Annotated in this window: 16 protein-coding genes; 6 read left to right on the top strand and 10 right to left on the bottom strand. The window is 63.9% G+C overall.

Annotated features, from left to right (window positions below):
- Positions 1-5: 5 nt before the first annotated feature.
- The 6 genes from AB3X94_RS32610 to AB3X94_RS32585 all read right to left on the bottom strand — a co-directional run bounded on the left by AB3X94_RS32610 (position 6) and on the right by AB3X94_RS32585 (position 7,718).
- A complete protein-coding gene (locus AB3X94_RS32610) occupies positions 6-1,214 on the bottom strand; it encodes a chromate transporter (RefSeq protein WP_176109223.1) in 1,209 nt (402 codons plus the stop codon).
- 37 nt (positions 1,215-1,251) lie between these two features.
- A complete protein-coding gene (locus AB3X94_RS32605) occupies positions 1,252-3,615 on the bottom strand; it encodes an EAL domain-containing protein (protein WP_368613678.1) in 2,364 nt (787 codons plus the stop codon).
- A gap of 418 nt (positions 3,616-4,033) precedes the next feature.
- Entirely contained in the window at positions 4,034-4,933 is a 900-nt protein-coding gene (locus AB3X94_RS32600) for a PhzF family phenazine biosynthesis protein (protein WP_368613677.1), read from the bottom strand.
- Between the two features lie 196 nt (positions 4,934-5,129).
- On the bottom strand, positions 5,130-5,594 hold the full coding sequence (locus tag AB3X94_RS32595; protein ID WP_368613676.1) for a RidA family protein: 465 nt from the start codon (positions 5,592-5,594) through the stop codon (positions 5,130-5,132).
- A 104-nt stretch (positions 5,595-5,698) separates the two neighbouring features.
- Entirely contained in the window at positions 5,699-6,895 is a 1,197-nt protein-coding gene (locus tag AB3X94_RS32590; protein WP_368613675.1) for a PLP-dependent aminotransferase family protein, read from the bottom strand.
- 127 nt (positions 6,896-7,022) lie between these two features.
- The gene (locus AB3X94_RS32585; RefSeq protein ID WP_368613692.1) at positions 7,023-7,718 is read right to left on the bottom strand and encodes a VOC family protein; all 696 of its coding nucleotides are present in this window, start codon (positions 7,716-7,718) and stop codon (positions 7,023-7,025) included.
- A gap of 232 nt (positions 7,719-7,950) precedes the next feature.
- Here AB3X94_RS32585 and AB3X94_RS32580 point away from each other — a divergent pair, with 232 nt between their 5' ends.
- The 4 genes from AB3X94_RS32580 to AB3X94_RS32565 all read left to right on the top strand — a co-directional run bounded on the left by AB3X94_RS32580 (position 7,951) and on the right by AB3X94_RS32565 (position 12,824).
- Complete coding sequence (locus tag AB3X94_RS32580) at positions 7,951-9,408, top strand: PLP-dependent aminotransferase family protein (RefSeq protein ID WP_368613674.1); 1,458 nt, start codon at positions 7,951-7,953, stop codon at positions 9,406-9,408.
- A gap of 122 nt (positions 9,409-9,530) precedes the next feature.
- Positions 9,531-11,429 (top strand): molecular chaperone HtpG, encoded by a 1,899-nt coding sequence (gene htpG, locus AB3X94_RS32575; RefSeq protein WP_176109218.1) that lies wholly within the window; start codon positions 9,531-9,533, stop codon positions 11,427-11,429.
- Positions 11,430-11,631: 202 nt separating this feature from the next.
- Complete coding sequence (locus tag AB3X94_RS32570) at positions 11,632-12,348, top strand: chorismate lyase (protein WP_368613673.1); 717 nt, start codon at positions 11,632-11,634, stop codon at positions 12,346-12,348.
- Complete coding sequence (locus AB3X94_RS32565; RefSeq protein WP_176109216.1) at positions 12,348-12,824, top strand: DNA-deoxyinosine glycosylase; 477 nt, start codon at positions 12,348-12,350, stop codon at positions 12,822-12,824. The genes AB3X94_RS32570 and AB3X94_RS32565 overlap by 1 nt, the downstream gene beginning before the upstream one ends.
- Positions 12,825-12,845: 21 nt before the next feature.
- Here AB3X94_RS32565 and AB3X94_RS32560 read toward each other — a convergent pair whose 3' ends face one another.
- The 4 genes from AB3X94_RS32560 to AB3X94_RS32545 all read right to left on the bottom strand — a co-directional run bounded on the left by AB3X94_RS32560 (position 12,846) and on the right by AB3X94_RS32545 (position 16,068).
- Positions 12,846-13,961 carry a succinylglutamate desuccinylase/aspartoacylase family protein gene (locus AB3X94_RS32560; RefSeq protein ID WP_176109215.1) on the bottom strand — a complete coding sequence of 372 codons (1,116 nt, stop codon included), beginning with the start codon at positions 13,959-13,961 and terminating at the stop codon, positions 12,846-12,848.
- A gap of 311 nt (positions 13,962-14,272) precedes the next feature.
- Positions 14,273-14,749 (bottom strand): GNAT family N-acetyltransferase, encoded by a 477-nt coding sequence (locus tag AB3X94_RS32555; protein ID WP_176110625.1) that lies wholly within the window; start codon positions 14,747-14,749, stop codon positions 14,273-14,275.
- 8 nt (positions 14,750-14,757) lie between these two features.
- Entirely contained in the window at positions 14,758-15,159 is a 402-nt protein-coding gene (locus AB3X94_RS32550) for a cupin domain-containing protein (protein ID WP_368613672.1), read from the bottom strand.
- An 81-nt stretch (positions 15,160-15,240) separates the two neighbouring features.
- Positions 15,241-16,068, bottom strand: coding sequence for an AraC family transcriptional regulator (locus tag AB3X94_RS32545; protein WP_368613671.1), 828 nt, complete (start codon positions 16,066-16,068; stop codon positions 15,241-15,243).
- A 511-nt stretch (positions 16,069-16,579) separates the two neighbouring features.
- Here AB3X94_RS32545 and AB3X94_RS32540 point away from each other — a divergent pair.
- Positions 16,580-17,413: an RNase A-like domain-containing protein gene (locus tag AB3X94_RS32540; RefSeq protein WP_184227675.1), complete on the top strand. Its 834-nt coding sequence runs from the start codon at positions 16,580-16,582 to the stop codon at positions 17,411-17,413.
- 9 nt (positions 17,414-17,422) lie between these two features.
- Positions 17,423-17,713 carry a contact-dependent growth inhibition system immunity protein gene (locus tag AB3X94_RS32535; protein ID WP_176121239.1) on the top strand — a complete coding sequence of 97 codons (291 nt, stop codon included), beginning with the start codon at positions 17,423-17,425 and terminating at the stop codon, positions 17,711-17,713.
- Positions 17,714-18,120: the final 407 nt, after the last annotated feature.

The raw sequence follows: 18,120 nt of genomic DNA, 5'->3' as shown, positions 1-18,120 counted from the left end.
ACGCGTCACGTCGTGACGCCGTACGCGAGCCACAAACCGCACGCCACCGCCACCATTCCATACACGGCGTACACCGGCACCTTCAGCTTCGCGAAGCACATTGCGGAGAACGTCGCGGTCAACAGATAGATCGGTTCCAGCGGTACATGCGCGGCAATGCGCAGTACCGCGACCGCGAGAAACGCGGTCGTGACCGCGCGCAGAATCCTCATGCCGTGCTCGAAGCGCGGGTTCACCTTCAACAGATGCAGATGCCGCTGCGCGAGCACGACGAGGCAGCCAGACGGCACGAATAGCGCGAGCGTCGCGATCAGCGCGCCGAGCCAGCCATCGACGAGATAGCCGAAGAACGGCACCACGTTCAGCAAGGGTCCCGGAGACAACGGCGACAGCGTAAACGCGAGCGTGAAGTCGTTATCGGATACGCCGATCGCCGGCGTGACGAACAGCGTCTTCAGCACCGGCAACGCCGAGAAGCCGCCGCCGAACAGCGTCATGCCGGCGCCGGCGAGACGCGGCCACAGCAGCGCGAGGTCATAGCGATGCGGCAGCGGCAGCGCAAACAGCACGAGCAGGACGCCGAGCGCGGCCAGCAGCCGATAGTCGCCGCGCCGAAGCGACACGGCCAGCCGCGAGTCGTGCTCCGGGCTCGCGAACCAGCCGATGCCGAATGCTGCTCCCAGCATCACCACATACGCCGCGGCGCTATGCGCATAGAGCAGCGCGATGCTGCCGAGCAGCGCCGCCGTCCATTCGAGCTTGCCGCGCACCAGCGCGCGCGTCTGCTTGTACCAGGTGAGCGCGATCAATGTCGCAAGCACGACGCTGAAGTGATGTAGCAGCGTCTGCGACGCGATCGTATGCACGACGGGCGTGCGATAGAAGATCGCGAACAGCGTCATCAGTGTGAAGAAGGGCAGCACGCTCGCCACACCGGCGACCCATGCGCCCGCGCGTCCGCGCAGCGCGTGTCCGAGCTGCACGGCGACGTTGCAGCCGACGGGTCCCGGCACCATCCACGCGAGCGCGATCAGATCCGAGAACGCCACGCGCGAGAGTCGCCCCTCGCGTTCCACGTAGTGATGCTCGAGCTGCGCCATCAACGCGAGGCCGCCCCACGACAGCGCCGACAAGCCGCACACGACCCGGAACAGCGTCCATAGCGGTTCCCGTCGCCCGCGGCGGGCAGCCTCCTCACTCGTGATGGTCGGCATCGGCGCTGCGGGGGCCCGCGGTGCGGGCGCCCGTCCTTTAATTGCTGGTGCTGGATACGCTGCTTGCGCTGTCGGCCAGGTGCGCGACGCGGCGGCCGCTGGTGTTGTTCATGCCGCATACCCCGAAGCGCTCGAGCAGCGCCGGAATCGCCTCTGCCGGCACCGGACGCGAGAACAGGAAGCCCTGCGCCTCGATATGGCCGAGCGCGGCCAGCCACGCAATCTGCTCTTCGGTCTCCGTGCCTTCGACGACCACCGTGAGTCCGAGCGAGCGCGCGAGGTTGACGATCGCGGTGACCATCACGCAGACGCTGCGGTCGCCCGGAATCGCCTGGACGAACGAGCGGTCCACCTTCAGCGTATCGACGGCGAAGCGGTTCAGATAGGACAGCGATGAATAGCCGGTGCCGAAATCGTCGAGCGCGATGCGTACGCCGAGACGCTTCAGCGCGAAGATTTTTTCGGAAACGACTTCCGGAAATTCCATCATCGTCGTTTCGGTGATTTCGAGTTCGAGGCGGCGCGCGGAGATGCCGGTTTCCTCGATAGCGCGCGAAATCGTTTCGAACAGGTCGCCGCGCCAGAACTGCACCGCCGAAATATTCACAGCGAGCGACAGCGTGTCGTAGCCCTGCTGCTGCCACTGCGCGAGCTGACGGCATGCGGTCTCGATCACGAAGTCGCCGATCGGCACGATCAGCCCAGTGGACTCGGCCACGGGGATGAACTCGTTGGCCGGGATCAGCCCGTGCTGCGGGTGGTTCCAGCGCACGAGCGCTTCGAAGCCGGTGATGCAGCGACGCGCCAGATCGATCTTCGGCTGATAGGCGAGGAACAGTTGCCCTTCGGCCAGCGCGACGCGCAGCTGCTGTTCCCACTTCATCAAATGATCCGCGCGATGCGACAGATGCGGCGAATAGAACTGGTAGCAGTTCTTGCCGGCGTCCTTCGCGCTGTACATCGCGAGGTCGGCTTTCTTCAGCAGGTCGATCTCGCTTTCGTTGGCGACCGAGTACAGCGCGATGCCGATGCTCGCATGCAGCACGAACGAACTGCCGCGCACCTCGAACGGCTTCGAGAACGCTTCCCCGGCGGCTTCGGCGAGCGCGACCGCGCGCTTCTCGACATCGTCGCCCTTGATCACGACGACGAACTCGTCGCCGCCGATGCGGGAGAGCGTGCCTTCGTCGCCGACCGCGGTCGCGAGGCGCGAGGCCGTCATCTGCAGCACGATGTCGCCGGCGTTGTGACCGAGCGTGTCGTTGACGGTCTTGAAGTTGTCCAGGTCGATGAAAAGAATCGCGAGGCGGCCGAGATTGAACGGCTGCGCGACGTCGTGGCGCAGCGCCTGCAGCGTCGCGTAGCGATTGCGCAGGCCCGTCAACAGGTCGTATTCGACGAGATGCGTCATCTCGCGCTCGCGGCCGAGCAGCTTGCCGATCAGGCCGGTCGCTACGCCGAAGAAGCTGAGCATCGCGAGCGAGATGAAGCCTGCCATCAACAGATAGACGTTGCGCGTGTGGTTGTAGTCGGCGAATTCTTCGCCCTGCGAAAGACCGACGAGCACGCCGAGCGGATAGCCGTCGATGTGCCGGTACGACACGATACGCGTGACGTTGTCGATCGAATCGACGTAGGTGCCCGACACGTGCTCCGAAGTCGGATACGTGCCGCTCGCGGTGAACGTGCTGCTGGCTTTGTTGGCGTTGCCGGTGCGGCGCGCGAGCACGGTGCCGTTGTCGGAGATCACCGCGATCACGCCTTCGCGGCCGATCGCCGCGTTGTTGTAGAAGTCCGACGTGAAGTAGCTCGGGTCTTCGGAGACCACGACGACGCCCGCGAACGAGCCGTCAGGATGATTCAGGCGCCGCGTCATCTGCAGCGTCCAGTGACCCGAGATGCGGCCGAGCACTGGTTTGCTGATGTATAGCTGGTCGTCGTTCTCGTGCTCGTGGACCTTGAAGTGCTCGCGGTCGGACAGGTCGATGTGAGCGGGATTCAGTTCGGCCGTGTTGGCGATCAGTCTGCCGTGCTCGTCGATCAGCGACACCTGCACGAGCGTTTCGCTTTGCACGACGCCTTTTTCGACCGTGCTCGCGAGATCGAAATGATTCGGCGTCTTTTCGAACTCGTACTTGACGAAGCGCGTGATCTGATCGACCTGGTGAATCGCCTTAATGGTGTGCTGCTCGAGCGCCGAGGAAAGAATGGCGGAAGACGCCATCGCTTCGCGGTACGTCGCGTCTTTCTCGACCGATAGCCGCGCGAAGATCACGGTCCACAGCAGGATCAATACGAGTACGCCGAGTGCTGGAATAACGAGCAACGCGCGCCGGCGCGTGATCATCGGATCGCGTCGCGGCCTGGCTTCGCGCGGGTCGGAGAAGCGGGACTGAGTCATCGCGCGGCCCTTGGCTGGGGGTGGGTCGCTTGCAAACGCACGGGCATCGACTGCGCGAAATAAATGGATGGCTGCATGGTGACCAAGGTGCCAAAGCTGCTGCGCAGGAGGAGAGGGCGTGGCGCCGCGCCTGACCGTCCACAGGTCATCGGATTCGACCGCTATATACCGTTCGATATTACTGAATGCGACTCGATTAAGGAAGGGTCCGCGCATGGGGTATACGCGGGCGCGGCGAGCACCTCGGTCCGGCCGCTCATGAGCCCTGCATGGCCGGTTTCTGGCAAGGGTTTTGCCGTCCAGTCGCGATGAATTCGGACAACCAGGTATGGCGACGTCATAGTGATGCGGCTTTTTGTGGTGTGAAGCGGCGAGATGCGGCGTGTCGCGGTGCCTCGCGCGCGAGGCCGCGGTCCGCTTACGCGAGCCGGCACGTGCCGTCGATGATCGTTACCGCAGGCCCGCCGATCCAGATCTTGCCGCGTGCATCGTCATAGTGGACCGACACGTCGCCCGCGCGCCCGAGCGCGGTGCCCTGGCGCGCCGTGTAGCGCGTGCCGGGACGACGTTGCTGCAGGCTCAGCAGACCCGCGAGCGCGGCGTTGGCGCTGCCCGTCACCGGGTCTTCGCCGGTGCCGAAGCCGCCGCCCGCCATCAGGCAACGGACTTCGAACGTTGCCGGGCCGTCAGCGTCGTGCGGACCGTATACGGCGACGCCGTGCGTGTCGACCGAATGCACGAGCTCGGCTAGCGCCGCCGCATCGGGTTCGAGCGCGAGGCAGTCGCGGGCCGAATCGACCCGCACGACGAGCCACGGCGCGCCGTTATCCACCGCGCATGGCGGCGCGGTAAAGTCGATCGCCTGACTACGTAAAGCCGTAGACAGCGCCTCGTAACGATGCTCGGCGAGCGGCGTCACGCGCGCGGGTGGCGCGGCGAACGCCCATGCGCCGTGCGTAGCGTCGGTGCCATCGAGCGCTTCGAGTTCGACGAGACCCACGCCGCATTGCTGGATCAGCTTGCCAGCCTGCTTCGGCTGGTAGCCGCTTTCGCGTAAAGCATGCGCGGTGCCAAGCGTCGGATGACCGGCGAACGGCAACTCGCCGCCCGGCGTGAAGATGCGCACGCGATAGTCGGCGGCGGCATCGGTCGGCTTCAGCAGAAAGGTGGTTTCGGACAGATTGGTCCAGCAGGCGATGGCCTGCATCTGCGCGGTATCGAGCGCGTCGGCATCGAACACGACGGCAAGCGGATTGCCCTTGAACGGTGTCGACGTGAACACGTCGACCTGTTTGAAACGAACGGTGTGAGCGGACATCGACAGGCCCCGGCGCAATGGACGTTGAGGGAATTCGCGGATTCTATCCGGCTGCGCGGCGACGATCCACCGTCGCCATAAAACAAAAACGCGCCGCCGGTGCGTGACACCAGACAGCGCGTTCGCCTCGCGATGCCGCGTGAATTATTTGCGAATCTCACACGGCATCGCCTGCATCGTCATATCGCTTCGATGCTTATTCGACCTCGGCGATCAGTTCGATCTCGACGCACGCGCCGAGCGGAATCTGCGCGACGCCGAATGCCGAGCGCGCGTGCTTGCCGCGCTCGCCGAACACCTCGGCGATCAACTCGGACGCGCCGTTGGTGACCACATGCTGCTCGGTGAACTCGAGCGTCGAGTTCACGAGGCTCATCAGCTTGACGATGCGCGTGACGCGGTTCAGGTCGCCGACGTGCGCATGCAAGGTGGCGAGCAGATCGATTGCGATCGAGCGCGCGGCGGCCTTGCCTTCGTCGGTGCCGAGCGTCGCGCCGAGCTTGCCGACCCAGACCTTGCCGTCCTTCTTCGCGATGTGACCCGACAGGTACACCGTGTTGCCGCTTTGCGCGCTCATCACATAGGCCGCTGCCGGCGCACCCGCTGCCGGCAGTTCGATGCCGAGTTCCTTGAGCTTGTCGTACACATTCGATTGAGCCATGTCGTGTCCTCGTTACGGTGAGATTGCATGAATGCAGGCGGGGCGAAGTCCGCACGCAACGCGCGTGCAAACTTCGCCCCGGTGGCAGTGCGGCTAACGCCGTTTTAAATTTTCGCGCGCACGAGTGCGCCGAGACGCGCCACGCCTTCGTCGATTTTAGCGGGCGGCACGGTGACGAACGACAGACGCAGCGTATTGTGCTGCGCCTCGCTCGCGAAAAACGGAGCGCCCGGCACGAATGCGACGTTTTGCGCGACCGCTTCTTCGAGCAGCTTCATCGTGTCGATGCCCGCCGGCAGCTTGACCCAGATGAACATGCCGCCTTCCGGACGGTTCCAGCTGACGCCTTCGGGCATATAGCGTTCCAGCGCGGTGAGCATTGCGTCGCACTGGTTGCGATACAACTCGCGGATCGTCGGCACGTGCGTGTCGAGGAAGCCGTCCTTGACCACTTCGTGCACGATGCGCTGCGTGAAGCTCGGCGTGTGCAGGTCGGTGGCCTGCTTGGCCTGCACGAGTTTGAAGATCAGTTCCTCGGGCGCGATGATGAAGCCGACGCGCAGACCCGGCGCGAGCACCTTCGAGAACGAGCCCAGATAGACGATGTGATCGGGCGCCATCGACAGCATGGTCGGCAGCGGTTCGCCCGCGTAGTCGAGCGCGCCGTAGGGGTCGTCCTCGATCACCGGGAACGGCGAGCTTTTCGCGAACTCGGCGAGCGCGCGGCGGCGTTCGACCGGCAGACGACGGCCGGTCGGATTCTGGAAATTCGGCTGTGTGTACAAGAGACGCGCGCCTTTGATCAGTTCCGGCGTCAGGCCTTCCGGGATCAGGCCCTGTTCGTCGGTCGGAACCTGCACGTAGTGCGGCTCGTACATCGAGAACGATTGCAGTGCGCCAAGGTAGGTCGGCGTTTCGACCAGCACCGGGCTATCCGCGCAAACCAGCACCTTGCCGAGCAGGTCGAGCGCCTGTTGCGAGCCGGTCGTGATCAGCACCTGCGACGGGCGGATCTGCGCGCCGTTGATCGAGTAGCGTTGCGCGACCCATTCGCGCAGCGGCAGATAGCCTTCGGTCGCGCTGTACTGCAGCGCAGCGGCGGGCGAGTCGCGCAGGATGCGGTCGGATGCCTCGCGCATGCGCTCGGCCGGGAAGGTGGCCGGCGAGGGCAGGCCGCCGGCGAAGGAGATGACTTCGGGCCGTTCCGTGACCTTCAGGATTTCGCGAATCGCGGAACTGGTGAGCTTGCGCGCGCGTTCGGACAATTGCCACGTCGGGGCTTTCAGGTCGCTTTGGTCCATGATCTCCTCTGCTGGTATTTCTGGAACCGGTCAAAACTTCAATTATCGCGCGACTCGGCAAGCATTGCCGCCGGGGGCGCCCCGGGGTTGCCCCGGGGTTGCCCGAGGTTGCCCAATCGCGCGCTGCTTATCCGAGGGTTCGCGGACCCTCGGGTGTTTCAAATTCGGCGACGAGCGCCGCGGCGCCGTCGGTCGGCTGGACGTCGAGCAGGTGCGCGGCGCCGAGCCAGCGCAGTTGCTCGCCAATCAGCTCCGGCCGCGGATGCACGGCTTTCAGCGCTTTCAGCGCGAGGTTCGTCGGTGCCAGCGACTGCGACGGATGCCGCGTCGAGTCCCACTGGATCAGCGACGGCAGCACGCCGTCGCCAGCGCCTTGCCAGGCGGGGAACGAGCCGTCGTCGGGCACCGTCAGGCCCCACGTGAAATCGCCGCGCGTCATCGGCACGACCGGCGCGATGCGCTGCGGATACTGCGCCTGCCACGTCGCGAGACGCTTCGGCCGCTCGACGCGCGCGACCCAATGCGACAGATACGGCCCGTTTTCGAGTCGCGCCTGCGTCGCCGGGTCGTCGAGCGCGAACAGGCGCGGGCGCGGCGCGGTGCCACCGGTTATGTCGGCCGCGGCGCGCGGATCGATCGCGATCACTTCCAGGTAGACGCCGCCCCACACGCTGAGCAGGCGATTGTGGGTTCGCATCAGCGGATGCGCGCCGCCGCCGGCCGGGGCGACGCCGAGGGTATCGGCGACGTACTGGACGCCTTCATCCAGCGTGCGCGCGGAGACGACGAGGTGATCGAGACTGATGAGCGATGGGGCTGTCAGGGCTGTCATGGCGGATGGACGGAAAACGCTGTTCTGCGCAAGGGCCCGTTGCGCGCCACGCTTGAAGGCTGCGCTGCCGGGGCCGTAAGCATAACCGTTTGCCGGATCGGCGGGCCATGCGAATGGTTTCGTATGCCCTGACCACCCTTCGCTGGATTCAAATGTAACGGCCGCGACCTGCACAGTAACGGTACAATCGACTCGATACTGTTCGGTACAGTTGGAGCCCGTCATGTCCGTCCCGCTTGCCCAGATTCCCGCCCCGCACGATACCGCGTCGCTGACGCTGGTCGAACAGCTCGTCCAGTGGGCGCGGCGCCGCATCGAGGAGCGCGTGTTCCGCCCCGGCATGCGCATGCCGTCTATCCGCAAGCTCGCGCTCGACAAGGGCGTGTCGCGCTTCACGGTGGTCGAAGCGTACGAGCGGCTCGTCGCGCAGGGTTTCCTGGAGTCGCGGCGCGGCTCCGGCTTCTATGTACGCGAGCGCCAGGGCGGCGCAGCCACGGTCACCGAACTGCACCCGCGCGCCGAGACGCTGGCCGCGCCGGCCAATATCGACGTCGTCTGGCTGCTGCGCAACATGCTGCATACGGGCGCGCGGCCCGAGCGCAGTCCGGGGCTCGGCTATCTGCCGGCCCGCTGGCTCGACGGCGACCTGATCACCAACGCGCTGCGCACGCTCGGCCGGCAAAGCGGCATGCAGATGCTAGGCATCGGCACCGCGCAAGGTTTCCTGCCGCTGCGCCAGCAGTTGCAGACGCGGCTCGAGGAGCTGGAGATCGGCGCGTCGCCCGAGCAGATCGTGATGGTGTCCGGCATCACGCAGGCGATCGACCTGATTTCGCGCATCTACGTGAGGCCGGGCGACGCGGTGATCGTCGGCGATCCGGCGTGGTTCCAGATGTTCGGCTGCTTCGCGTCGCAGGGCGCCCGATTGGTCGGTATGCCGTACACCCCGGACGGTCCCGATCTCGACGCGCTCGAAGCGCTGGTTCAGGAATGGCGCCCCAAAATGCTGGTGATCAACTCGGTGCTGCAAAACCCGACCGGCACCTCGCTGACCGCCGCGCAGGCGTTCCGCATCCTGCGGCTTGCCGAGGCGTACGACTTCATCGTCGTCGAGGACGATATCTACGGCGACCTGTGCCCGCCCGGCTACCCGGGCACGCGGCTCGCGAGCCTCGATCAGTTGAAGCGCGTGATCTACCTCGGCAGCTTTTCGAAGACGCTCGCGCCGAATCTGCGCGTCGGTTTCATCGCGTGCGCGCCGGAAGTCGCTATGGTGGTCAGCAATCAGAAGATGCTGGTCGGCATGACGAGCCCCGAACTCAACGAGCGCGTGATCTACAAGATCCTGACCGAGGGCCACTACCGGCGGCACGTCGAGCGGATTCGCGCGCGGCTCGACGGCGTGCGCGAGAAGGCCGTGCGGATGATCGAGAAGGCCGGCATGAAGCTGTTCCTGACGCCGACGGCAGGCATGTTCCTGTGGGCCGACACCGGCGTCGATGCGGGCGCGCTCGCCGCGGCCGGTCACGAAGCTGGCTTCCTGCTCACGCCGGGCGGCCTGTTTTCGCCGCAGCAGTCGCCGAGCACGTGGATGCGCTTCAATATCGCCAATTGCGGCGATCCCGAGCTGCCGGCGTTTCTGAGCCGTTATCTCGACGGCGTCGCGCGCCGCGCCTCTTGAAACCGCGCCGGATCGTCCCCAATTGCGCGGACGATCCGGCGGTCCGGCGCTCCGGCCCGGCTGGCCTTGACAGGTTGCGCCGCCGCCCATCCCCCCATTCGCAACAGAGAGGAAGTCCGACCATGGCACAAGAAACCATGAGCTTTCAGGCAGAAGTGAAACAACTTCTGCAACTGATGATCCATTCGCTGTACAGCAACAAGGAAATCTTTCTGCGCGAGCTGATCTCGAACGCGTCCGACGCGGCCGACAAGCTGCGCTTCGAGGCGATCGAAAACAGCGCGCTGTACGAAAACGATCCGAATCTGCGGATTCGCGTGTCGTACGACAAGGCCGCGCGCACCGTCACGGTCGACGACAACGGCATCGGCATGAGCCGCGACGAAACGATCGCCCACCTCGGCACGATCGCGCGTTCGGGCACCAAGGAATTCTTCGGCAAGCTGTCGGGCGACCAGCAGAAGGACGCGGCGCTGATCGGCCAGTTCGGCGTGGGCTTCTACTCGGGCTTCATCGTCGCCGACAAGATCACCGTCGAGACGCGCCGCGGCGGCTTGCCGGCCGCCGAAGGCGTGCGCTGGGTCAGCGCGGGCGAGGGCGATTTCGCGGTGGAGACCATCGAGCGCGCCGCGCGCGGCACGACCATCACGCTGCATCTGCGTGCCGATGAGGACGAACTGCTGTCGTCGTATCGGCTGAAGTCGATCATTCAGAAGTACTCGGACCATGTCGCGCTGCCGATCCTGATGCAGAAGGAAGAGTGGGACGCGGAAAAGAGCGAGATGGTCACGAAGGACGAGGACGAGACCGTCAACCAGGCGAGCGCGCTGTGGACCCGTTCGAAGAACGACATCACCGAAGATCAATACAAGCAGTTCTACCAGCATATCTCGCACGATCATCAGGACCCGCTGACGTGGACGCATAACCGCGTCGAAGGCCGCAGCGAATACACCCAACTGCTGTACGTGCCGGCGCACGCGCCGTTCGATCTGTGGAACCGCGAGCAGCGCGGCGGGCTGAAGCTGTACGTGAAGCGCGTGTTCATCATGGACGACGCCGAGCAATTGCTGCCCACCTACCTGCGTTTCGTGAAGGGTGTGGTCGATTCGGCCGATCTGCCGCTCAACGTGTCGCGCGAAATCCTGCAGGAAAGCCGCGACGTGAAGGCGATCCGCGAAGGCGTGACGAAGCGCGCGCTGTCGATGCTCGAAGAACTGGCGAATTCGGACGAAGCCGCCGACAAGGAAAAGTATGCCAGCTTCTGGAAGGAATTCGGCCAGGTGCTGAAGGAAGGCATCGGCGAGGACTTCGCCAATCGCGAGCGCATCGCGAAGCTCCTGCGCTTTGCGACGACGCATACGGGCACGGCCGAGCAGACCGTGTCGCTGGCCGACTACGTCGCTCGCATGAAGCCCGAGCAGACGAAGATTTACTACGTAACCGCCGACACGTGGCAAGCCGCGTCGAACAGCCCGCATCTCGAAGTGTTCCGCAAGAAGGGCGTCGAAGTGCTGCTGCTGACCGATCGCGTCGATGAATGGATGCTGTCGTTCCTCAACGAATTCGACGGCAAGCCGCTGCAAAGCGTCGCGCGCGGCGATCTCGATCTTGGCGCACTGAACGACGAGGAAAAGCAGGCGCAGGAGAAAATCGGCGAAGAGTTCAAGCCGCTCGTCGAGAAGATGAAGGAAGCGCTGAAGGACAAGGCGAAGGACGTGCGTCTGACCTTCCGCCTGACCGACTCGCCGTCGTGCCTCGTTGCCGACGACGGCGAAATGAGCGGCTACCTGCAGCGCATGCTGAAGGCCGCGGGCCAGCAGGCGCCGGAGTTCCATCCGATTCTCGAAGTGAATCCGGAGCACGCGCTCGTCAAGGGTCTGCATGCCGATAGCGCGAATTTCGACGACTGGTGCCATCTGCTGTTCGATCAGGCACTGCTCGCCGAAGGCGGCGCGCTGGAAGATCCGGCGAGCTTCGTGAAGCGGACCAATGCGTTGCTGCTGTCGCGCGCGGGTTGAGTTTCAGTGAAGGCGAACCGGGAGCGTTGATGGCGTTGTTATTGGATTGACGCTCTGTGGTGGTTCGGCAATGCGCTGCTTCGGCAGCGCATTTTTTTTTGCCCGTCGGTTCGCGCCGGCTGCTTGCCTGGAGCGGCGCGCGATAAGCGCAAGCGTCGCTGCGAAAAATTGCCGTCGGAGCGCGCCGCTATAATCCGACACCATGCCTATCCGTTTCGATCCCGCCGACCCCCACTGGCGCGTCGCGCCTTTGCCCACTTTCAGCGCTGCCCAGAAAGACTGGCTGACCCGGGGCGGTTCGCTGACTGCGCATCTGCGCGCGCTCGGCGCGGTCGCGGTGCGGGTGACGCGCGAAGCGGTCGCGCTGCCGTGGCCCGACGAAGCCGCCGCGCTCGGACTCACGCCGCGCGCGCCCGTGTGGGTGCGCGAAGTGGTGCTGTCTGTCGATGGTGTGCCGTTCGTCGCCGCGCATAGCGTGACGCCACGCGCCGCGAGCGTCGGCATCTGGCAGGCGACGCGGCGGCTGCGCACGCGGCCGCTCGCCGAGTTGCTGTACAGCGATAGCAGCGTCGCGCGTTCGTCGCTGGTGAGCCGCAGGGTGGGGAAGCGGCATCCGTTGTATCGGCTGGCCGCGCGTGAGATCGGCGGTGGCGTCGTGGATGAGCCGCATGCGCTGGTCGCACGGCGCTCGGTGTTCGAGCGCCACGGCGCGCCTTTGATGGTGACCGAATGCATGCTGCCGGCATTGTGGGAGCATCTGGCCTGGTTCGAGCAGGCGGGGCGCCCGGGCGCCGCGACCGAGCGCGTTCCAGGCGCGCATGTCGCGCACGAGCGGATACGCGACCACGGCCGTCCGCTCGATCACACCACGTCGCGCGCGCATGCCGCGCCGCGCACGTCGGACGATCGGAGCCGCTGATGTTGCGCGGCTTTCCGCCGGTCGTCGCGGCCGACACGCACACGCTGATACTCGGCAGTTTTCCCGGCGAAGCGTCACTGGCCGCGGCGCAGTATTACGCGCATCCGCGCAACCAGTTCTGGCGCCTGCTCGGCACGGTGCTCGGCGAACCCGCGCTGCACGGGTTGCCGTATGAAGAGCGCCTCGCACGCGTGCTCGCGCATCGGATCGGCATCTGGGATGTGCTTGATGCATGCCATCGTCAAGGCAGTCTCGACTCGGCGATCCGCCATGCGCAGCCGAACGACTTCAAGTCGTTGCACGAGCACGCGCCGTTGCTTAACAAGGTTTGCTTCAACGGTAAGACGGCGGGGCGGTTCGCGCCGGTCATCGGTGCGGCAGGCTATCGAACGCTCGTGTTGCCGTCGTCGAGCCCGGCGAATGCGACGCTGTCGTTCGAACAGAAGCTCTCGTGTTGGCGGCAGATTCTTTCCTGACGAAATTCGGAGGAAGGGTATTTAGTTCGGCAGCAGCGAGCCGCTGCGAATAGGCTCGGCTCCAGCGACACACGCGACCTCCAGCCCCGCGGTGGCGAAGCGCGCGCGTTGCCGCGCATATAGCACGCCGGCGACGGAGTTCGTGATCGTGACGACGCGGCCGGTCAGCGGATCGACGATGTCGGCGATCGCCTCGCCGGGATCGACCCAGACACCGAGCGGCGCGCGGAACACGAGCACGCCGGAGATCGGTGCGACGAGCGGCTCGCTGCCGGAGAAAGGCGTGGCCTGGAACGCGAGCTCCGGCAACGGCGCGGGTGTGCCGTCGATGACGCCGCGAAACGTCAGGTATTCGACGATCGCATTCGCGTCGCGCTCGGCGAACGCGTAGCTCACGTCCGCCTGGCCGCGCAGCTCGATAGTTACCGAGATCGAGCCATTCGGAATCGGATAGCGCTCGCCGTAGCGGGCACGCAGCTCGGACCAGCTGAAGCTGTGAATCTCGTCGAACGGATTGCCAATCGAATTGAGCGCGAGCAGCGAAGTCTTCGCGTCGAGATAGCGCGCGAGTGGCTCGACGTCGGGCCACGTGTCGGGGTTCGTGAACAGATGCATCGCCGCTTCGAAGTCGCAGTGCAGGTCGAGCACGACGTCGGCATCGTATGACAGGCGCTGCAGCGCGAGGCGCTGCGATTCGAGCTCGGTGGTCGGCGTTTGCTCGGCGAGCGCCTCGCGCATTGCGGCGCGCACGGCGCGCAGGTTCCGTTGCGCGTCGCCGGTCAGGTGAGGCTCGATGCGCGGCATCACGAGCTCGGCCAGATTGTGGAAGTTGCGATTGAAGTTCGCCGCGGTGCCGCTTTCGAAGCGGCCAACCATGTGCCCGAGCACCCGCTGGTTGAGGCCGATCGGATTGGGTACCGGCACGATGACGATTTCGCCGCGCAACCTGCCCGCCGTCTCGAGGGCGGCGACGCGTTGGCGCAGTTCCCATGCGACCAGCATCCCCGGCAGCTCGTCGGCATGCAGCGACGACTGGATGTAGATCTTCTGTCCGCCCGTCGGGCCGTAGTGGAAGCTCGTCAGGTACCGCTCGGTGCCGAGCGACGGGGAAATCAACGGATGGGTTTGTGTTTGCATGATGGTGTGAATGTTGCCGGCCGCCGTGCGGGCGCGGGGGTTCCCGCGCCATTGCCTGTCAGCTGACGTATACGTCGAAGTTGAAGTGCCTGGCTTCGAGCTTCAGCTCAGTTGTATAGACAAGATAGAGAATTGAAGATGATGGCGGAAGTAGGGTTTTCGCTGACGATAGGCGGCGTGCCCTCATATAGGCGGGGGTTTCGCGTGAAACGAAAATTCGAAGGAGGAATCGAGGCGCGCGCTGTAGCAATAGATGTATATGCAACCCGCGTGCTATGGAGGAGGGTCCGAAGACGAGCGATGCCGCGCCGTCAAAGCTCGAGTGCAAGAAACCTCGTGCCCTCGACCGGATTTGCGTAGTAAGGCGCGATTTCCACGAACCCTAATCGCTCGTAGATGCGCTGCGCGAAAGCGGTTTTCGGCACCGAGTCGAGGACCAGCTTCGAGAAGCCCAACGATTTTGCTTTCCCGATCACCGACGTCACCAGCGTTTCGCCGAGACGCATCCCTCTGAATGCGTCGCGAACGAACAGGCGCTTGATTTCGGCGGTCCCCGCACTATGGCGCAGTAGCCCCGCGCAACCGGCGAGTTCGCCGCCGGCATCGGCGACGAAGAACATGCCGGATGGCAACGTGTAAACCGCTTCGAACGCGTCCATTTCGGCATCGAATCCACGGTACGACAGATCCAGATCCAGCCACTGGACATACTCTCGGATCACCGCGACGAGCTTGCGCGTATCGGCGGGGAAAACGGCTTCGCGAACAACCGGCAGCGGCGTTTGCATGGCGGTTCTCAGATCCATACGTCGTTTTCGGCCGTTCTTTCGTTGGTCGTATCGCCGGTGTTGACGACGCCGCGCGGTTCGATCAGCAGCAGCTTCACTTCGGAGCCGGCATACGGCTTGTGCTCGACTCCCTTTGGAACCACCGCCATTTCTCCGGCGAGCAGTTCGATCGAGCGATCGCGGAAGTCGATGCGCAAGCGCCCTTCGAGAACGATGAAAGTTTCGTCGGTGTCGGCATGCCGGTGCCAGACGAATTCACCGGCGATCTTCACGACCTTGAACTGATAGTCGTTCATTTCGGCAACGACGCGCGGCTGCCAGTGGTCGTCGATCTGACGGATCTTGTCGAGCAGATTGATCGTCTGGTACTGGCCGCGTTGCTCGGGTCCTGGCTGGGAATCGCTGTGCATGGTGGCTCCGTTAGGGTGATAGCTGGAACAGAGCTTAGGCCGGCCGCCGGCGGGTGTCTTGAACGATCGTGCAAGCCTGCGCTAGCCGGCGCGCCGATCGCTCGTCATCGCGAGCCAACGCGCGGGCGGGATCCCGTATGCGTGGCGAAAATGCCGGGTCATATGGCTCTGGTCGGCGAAGCCGGCCGCTGCCGCCGTGTCCACGAGGGAAACGCCGCGCAGCATCATCGCGCGCGCCGCTTCGAGCCGGCGCATGACCAGGTAGTGATAGGGGCTGGTGCCGTAAAAGGTTCGGAAATCGCGCGACAGGCTCCAGCGATCCTGTCCGCTGACGGCGGCAAGTTCATCCAGCGTGACGACGCGGCTGCTCGATGCGTGCAGATATTCCCGTGCCCGCTGCGCTGCCGCGAAATCCGCGGACCTGCGCGCAGCTCGGGTACCCGATACACTATCCAGCGCGAGCGCGAGGCCGGCGAGCGCGTCGTCGCGCTCGAGCGGCTCCGCGTCGCCGCGCATCTGGCGCAACGCTGTCTTCGTCGCTTCGAACAGCCGTGGATCGTTCGTGACCCCGCCTTCGACGAATGGCAGCGGCCGGCCTCCGAGGACCTCCTGGATGGCGGCCGGGTGCACGTAAATCATCTGATAACGGAATCCCTCCTGCGTACCGGCCTGACCATCGTGCGCTTCGTCGGGATGCAGCACCATCGTCTGGCCGGGCAGACTGGTGCGCAAGCCGCGCCGGTAGTGAAAGCATTGAACGCCGGCGAGCGTCAGGCCGATCGCGTAGGTGTCGTGCCGATGCAGGGAGTACGCATTGCCGTGGAAAAAGGCCTCGATGCGTTCGACTCCGTTGGTGGGCTCCGAACGGGAAATCCAGTCGGATTGGAGTTGGCTGATGTCGCCGTCCATCATACTCTCGGGCTTGTTTGGCGGGGCTGCGGGAAAATCGATGTCAGATGGCCTTCATATTAACCGTCCTGGGCAATTGCCTGCTCGCTCGCTAGCGACCCTCGTGCGACGCTGTGGGATTGCTCGCTCAGAAGACGCTGTATCTCGTCAAGGAAAGAGGCGGTCGTCTAGCCCCACCCCTCGAGACGGAACCCCCGCCAGAACTGTTTAAATGCGGTGTCCAGATCATGCTATTTCCTGAACGAGTCTCTCTCACGAATCAAACCCTGCTGTCTGTGAGAGTCATCTCTCTTGTAGCACGAGACAATCTCTGTAGCGGTTTCTCCGAAATACGATGTAACGATATCGTTCGGCATCCTGTTGCATGTCAATAGCGTCTTGGACTACTGAGTACTGGCGGCCCACAGCGCCGTCCGTCCGGCGGACGTACAAATCATCCTTCGCCCATAGCCGACCTGTGAAGTCGCCTGATAGCCTCAAAGTCGCGAAACGAACAGAGAGGATTTTTTGCATGTCACAGGCGAATGAGTCAGACGATTTTCGCGTTGTACTGAGCGCCCCGCAACTCGTGGCCGTCTTGGCCCGTCAATCGATTAACCAGACCGAAATGCTTTCCAATCGGCTATGGGGCGGCTTGCAGGTTGTCGGTGGCGTCCTGGAAATGGTCGGAGCGGCCGCACTATGCGTTCTGCCGGAGCCGACGATGGCGAGCAAAGCCGGGTGTGTCGTGTTCGGCGCGCATGGTTCTGATACGGCGGCGGCCGGTCTGCGTCAGGTCTGGACGGGGCGGGATACGGCTACGCTGACCCAGCAGGGTACGACGAAGCTGGCCGAGGCGATGAAAGCTAGTCCTGGCATGGCGAGCAGTATTGGCTTGTCGCTTGATATCGCCGTGCCGTTTGGCTTTGCTGGTTCGGTCAAGGCCGCGCGGGCTTCGCGGATCGTGATGGGCCGGATTGACCTGATGAAGCACGAAGCGAAGCTGGGCAGTCGGATCGGAGGCCACACAGTCGAGAAACATGTGGGCCGCACTGAAGCACAGTTGCGCGAGCGATTAACTCGCGAACCAAAGCGGCAAACGGTTTCGTCGTTCACGAATATCGAGTCTGCGGAATGGGCGATCTCGGAGGTGATGCGGGTTGACGCACTTCGGATCAAAACATGGGCGCAATCTTCGAGGCGAGCCAAGCCGCTCGAATTGGAAAAGGACGTAGGGAGGACCGTCGGCTATGGAATATCCAGGAAAACAGATAGCTTAACGGGCATGAGCGTTGTACACCTCGTTCTTAAATACGAAACGTACAACGGAATGCCATACTATGTTCTCACGGCCTACCTATACTGAGTTCTAGCAATGAGAGAAACTTCATACCCCGAACTGAATCAATTGTTCGGCGTTTACTTGAACCAGGATTTCGACATATGGGGTGAGACCATTCCCGATATTGTTGCCTGTTACAAAAGGGATAGCCCGGTGGCTGACCATCAATCAATGCTCGCAGAGATAGAAAGATTCGAGAAAGAACACCAGCATGATCTCGATGTCGCGTTCGATCAGATGTACGGGCACGAGTTCTCTCCTGTCCCATGGGGACACACGACCGCATCATTTCTTGGGGAATTGAAGCGGCTGTTGAGTGAATAGCCAAGTCGCGATCGCCGCCTACGAGCGCGCTTTTGCATCGTTTGCCCCCCCGTATCCGCGGGGTTCTTGTTGGCTAGTGAGACGGGGCGCCATATAGGGTGCGGCCTGATTCGGAAAGCCGGACAGATGGCACCGCCTAATCCATGCGTGCTCCGTTGCGCGTCGATGTTCAGTCGCAAATGCTACTGAGGTGAGGGCTAGTGGCTTTCCGGTCGTTCACGTTCCGATTCTCCCCGCAGCCCAAAAATGAGGCAGAATCCACACGTGCGACCCGCTGCGCGACGCAGTCCGCCGTGTTCGCTTAATCGTTCCGCTTTGGCGTTCCAGGGCCCCGCATCGCCATCCGCCGCGCACAGCGTTTGTGTCCTCGTGTTGTCGTTTTCCTGATCGACGCTTGCGCATCCTGC

Source organism: Paraburkholderia sp. BR10923, assembly GCF_040948765.1.
GTDB classification, from domain to species: domain Bacteria; phylum Pseudomonadota; class Gammaproteobacteria; order Burkholderiales; family Burkholderiaceae; genus Paraburkholderia; species Paraburkholderia youngii.
Note: the sequence above shows the minus strand (reverse complement) of the source record. Positions and strands in the feature narration are given on the sequence as shown.

Excerpts from the sequence above, each read along its gene's own strand:
- AB3X94_RS32550 (WP_368613672.1), bottom strand. The coding sequence starts at position 15,159 with ATGCACAGCGATTCCCAGCCAGGACCCGAGCAACGCGGCCAGTACCAG.
- AB3X94_RS32535 (WP_176121239.1), top strand. The coding sequence starts at position 17,423 with ATGAGAGAAACTTCATACCCCGAACTGAATCAATTGTTCGGCGTTTAC.
- AB3X94_RS32595 (WP_368613676.1), bottom strand. The coding sequence starts at position 5,594 with ATGGCTCAATCGAATGTGTACGACAAGCTCAAGGAACTCGGCATCGAA.
- AB3X94_RS32545 (WP_368613671.1), bottom strand. The coding sequence starts at position 16,068 with ATGGACGGCGACATCAGCCAACTCCAATCCGACTGGATTTCCCGTTCG.
- AB3X94_RS32540 (WP_184227675.1), top strand. The coding sequence starts at position 16,580 with ATGTCACAGGCGAATGAGTCAGACGATTTTCGCGTTGTACTGAGCGCC.
- AB3X94_RS32565 (WP_176109216.1), top strand. The coding sequence starts at position 12,348 with ATGTTGCGCGGCTTTCCGCCGGTCGTCGCGGCCGACACGCACACGCTG.
- AB3X94_RS32570 (WP_368613673.1), top strand. The coding sequence starts at position 11,632 with ATGCCTATCCGTTTCGATCCCGCCGACCCCCACTGGCGCGTCGCGCCT.
- AB3X94_RS32555 (WP_176110625.1), bottom strand. The coding sequence starts at position 14,749 with ATGCAAACGCCGCTGCCGGTTGTTCGCGAAGCCGTTTTCCCCGCCGAT.
- AB3X94_RS32605 (WP_368613678.1), bottom strand. The coding sequence starts at position 3,615 with ATGACTCAGTCCCGCTTCTCCGACCCGCGCGAAGCCAGGCCGCGACGC.
- AB3X94_RS32600 (WP_368613677.1), bottom strand. The coding sequence starts at position 4,933 with ATGTCCGCTCACACCGTTCGTTTCAAACAGGTCGACGTGTTCACGTCG.
- htpG (WP_176109218.1), top strand. The coding sequence starts at position 9,531 with ATGGCACAAGAAACCATGAGCTTTCAGGCAGAAGTGAAACAACTTCTG.
- AB3X94_RS32560 (WP_176109215.1), bottom strand. The coding sequence starts at position 13,961 with ATGCAAACACAAACCCATCCGTTGATTTCCCCGTCGCTCGGCACCGAG.
- AB3X94_RS32590 (WP_368613675.1), bottom strand. The coding sequence starts at position 6,895 with ATGGACCAAAGCGACCTGAAAGCCCCGACGTGGCAATTGTCCGAACGC.
- AB3X94_RS32610 (WP_176109223.1), bottom strand. The coding sequence starts at position 1,214 with ATGCCGACCATCACGAGTGAGGAGGCTGCCCGCCGCGGGCGACGGGAA.
- AB3X94_RS32580 (WP_368613674.1), top strand. The coding sequence starts at position 7,951 with ATGTCCGTCCCGCTTGCCCAGATTCCCGCCCCGCACGATACCGCGTCG.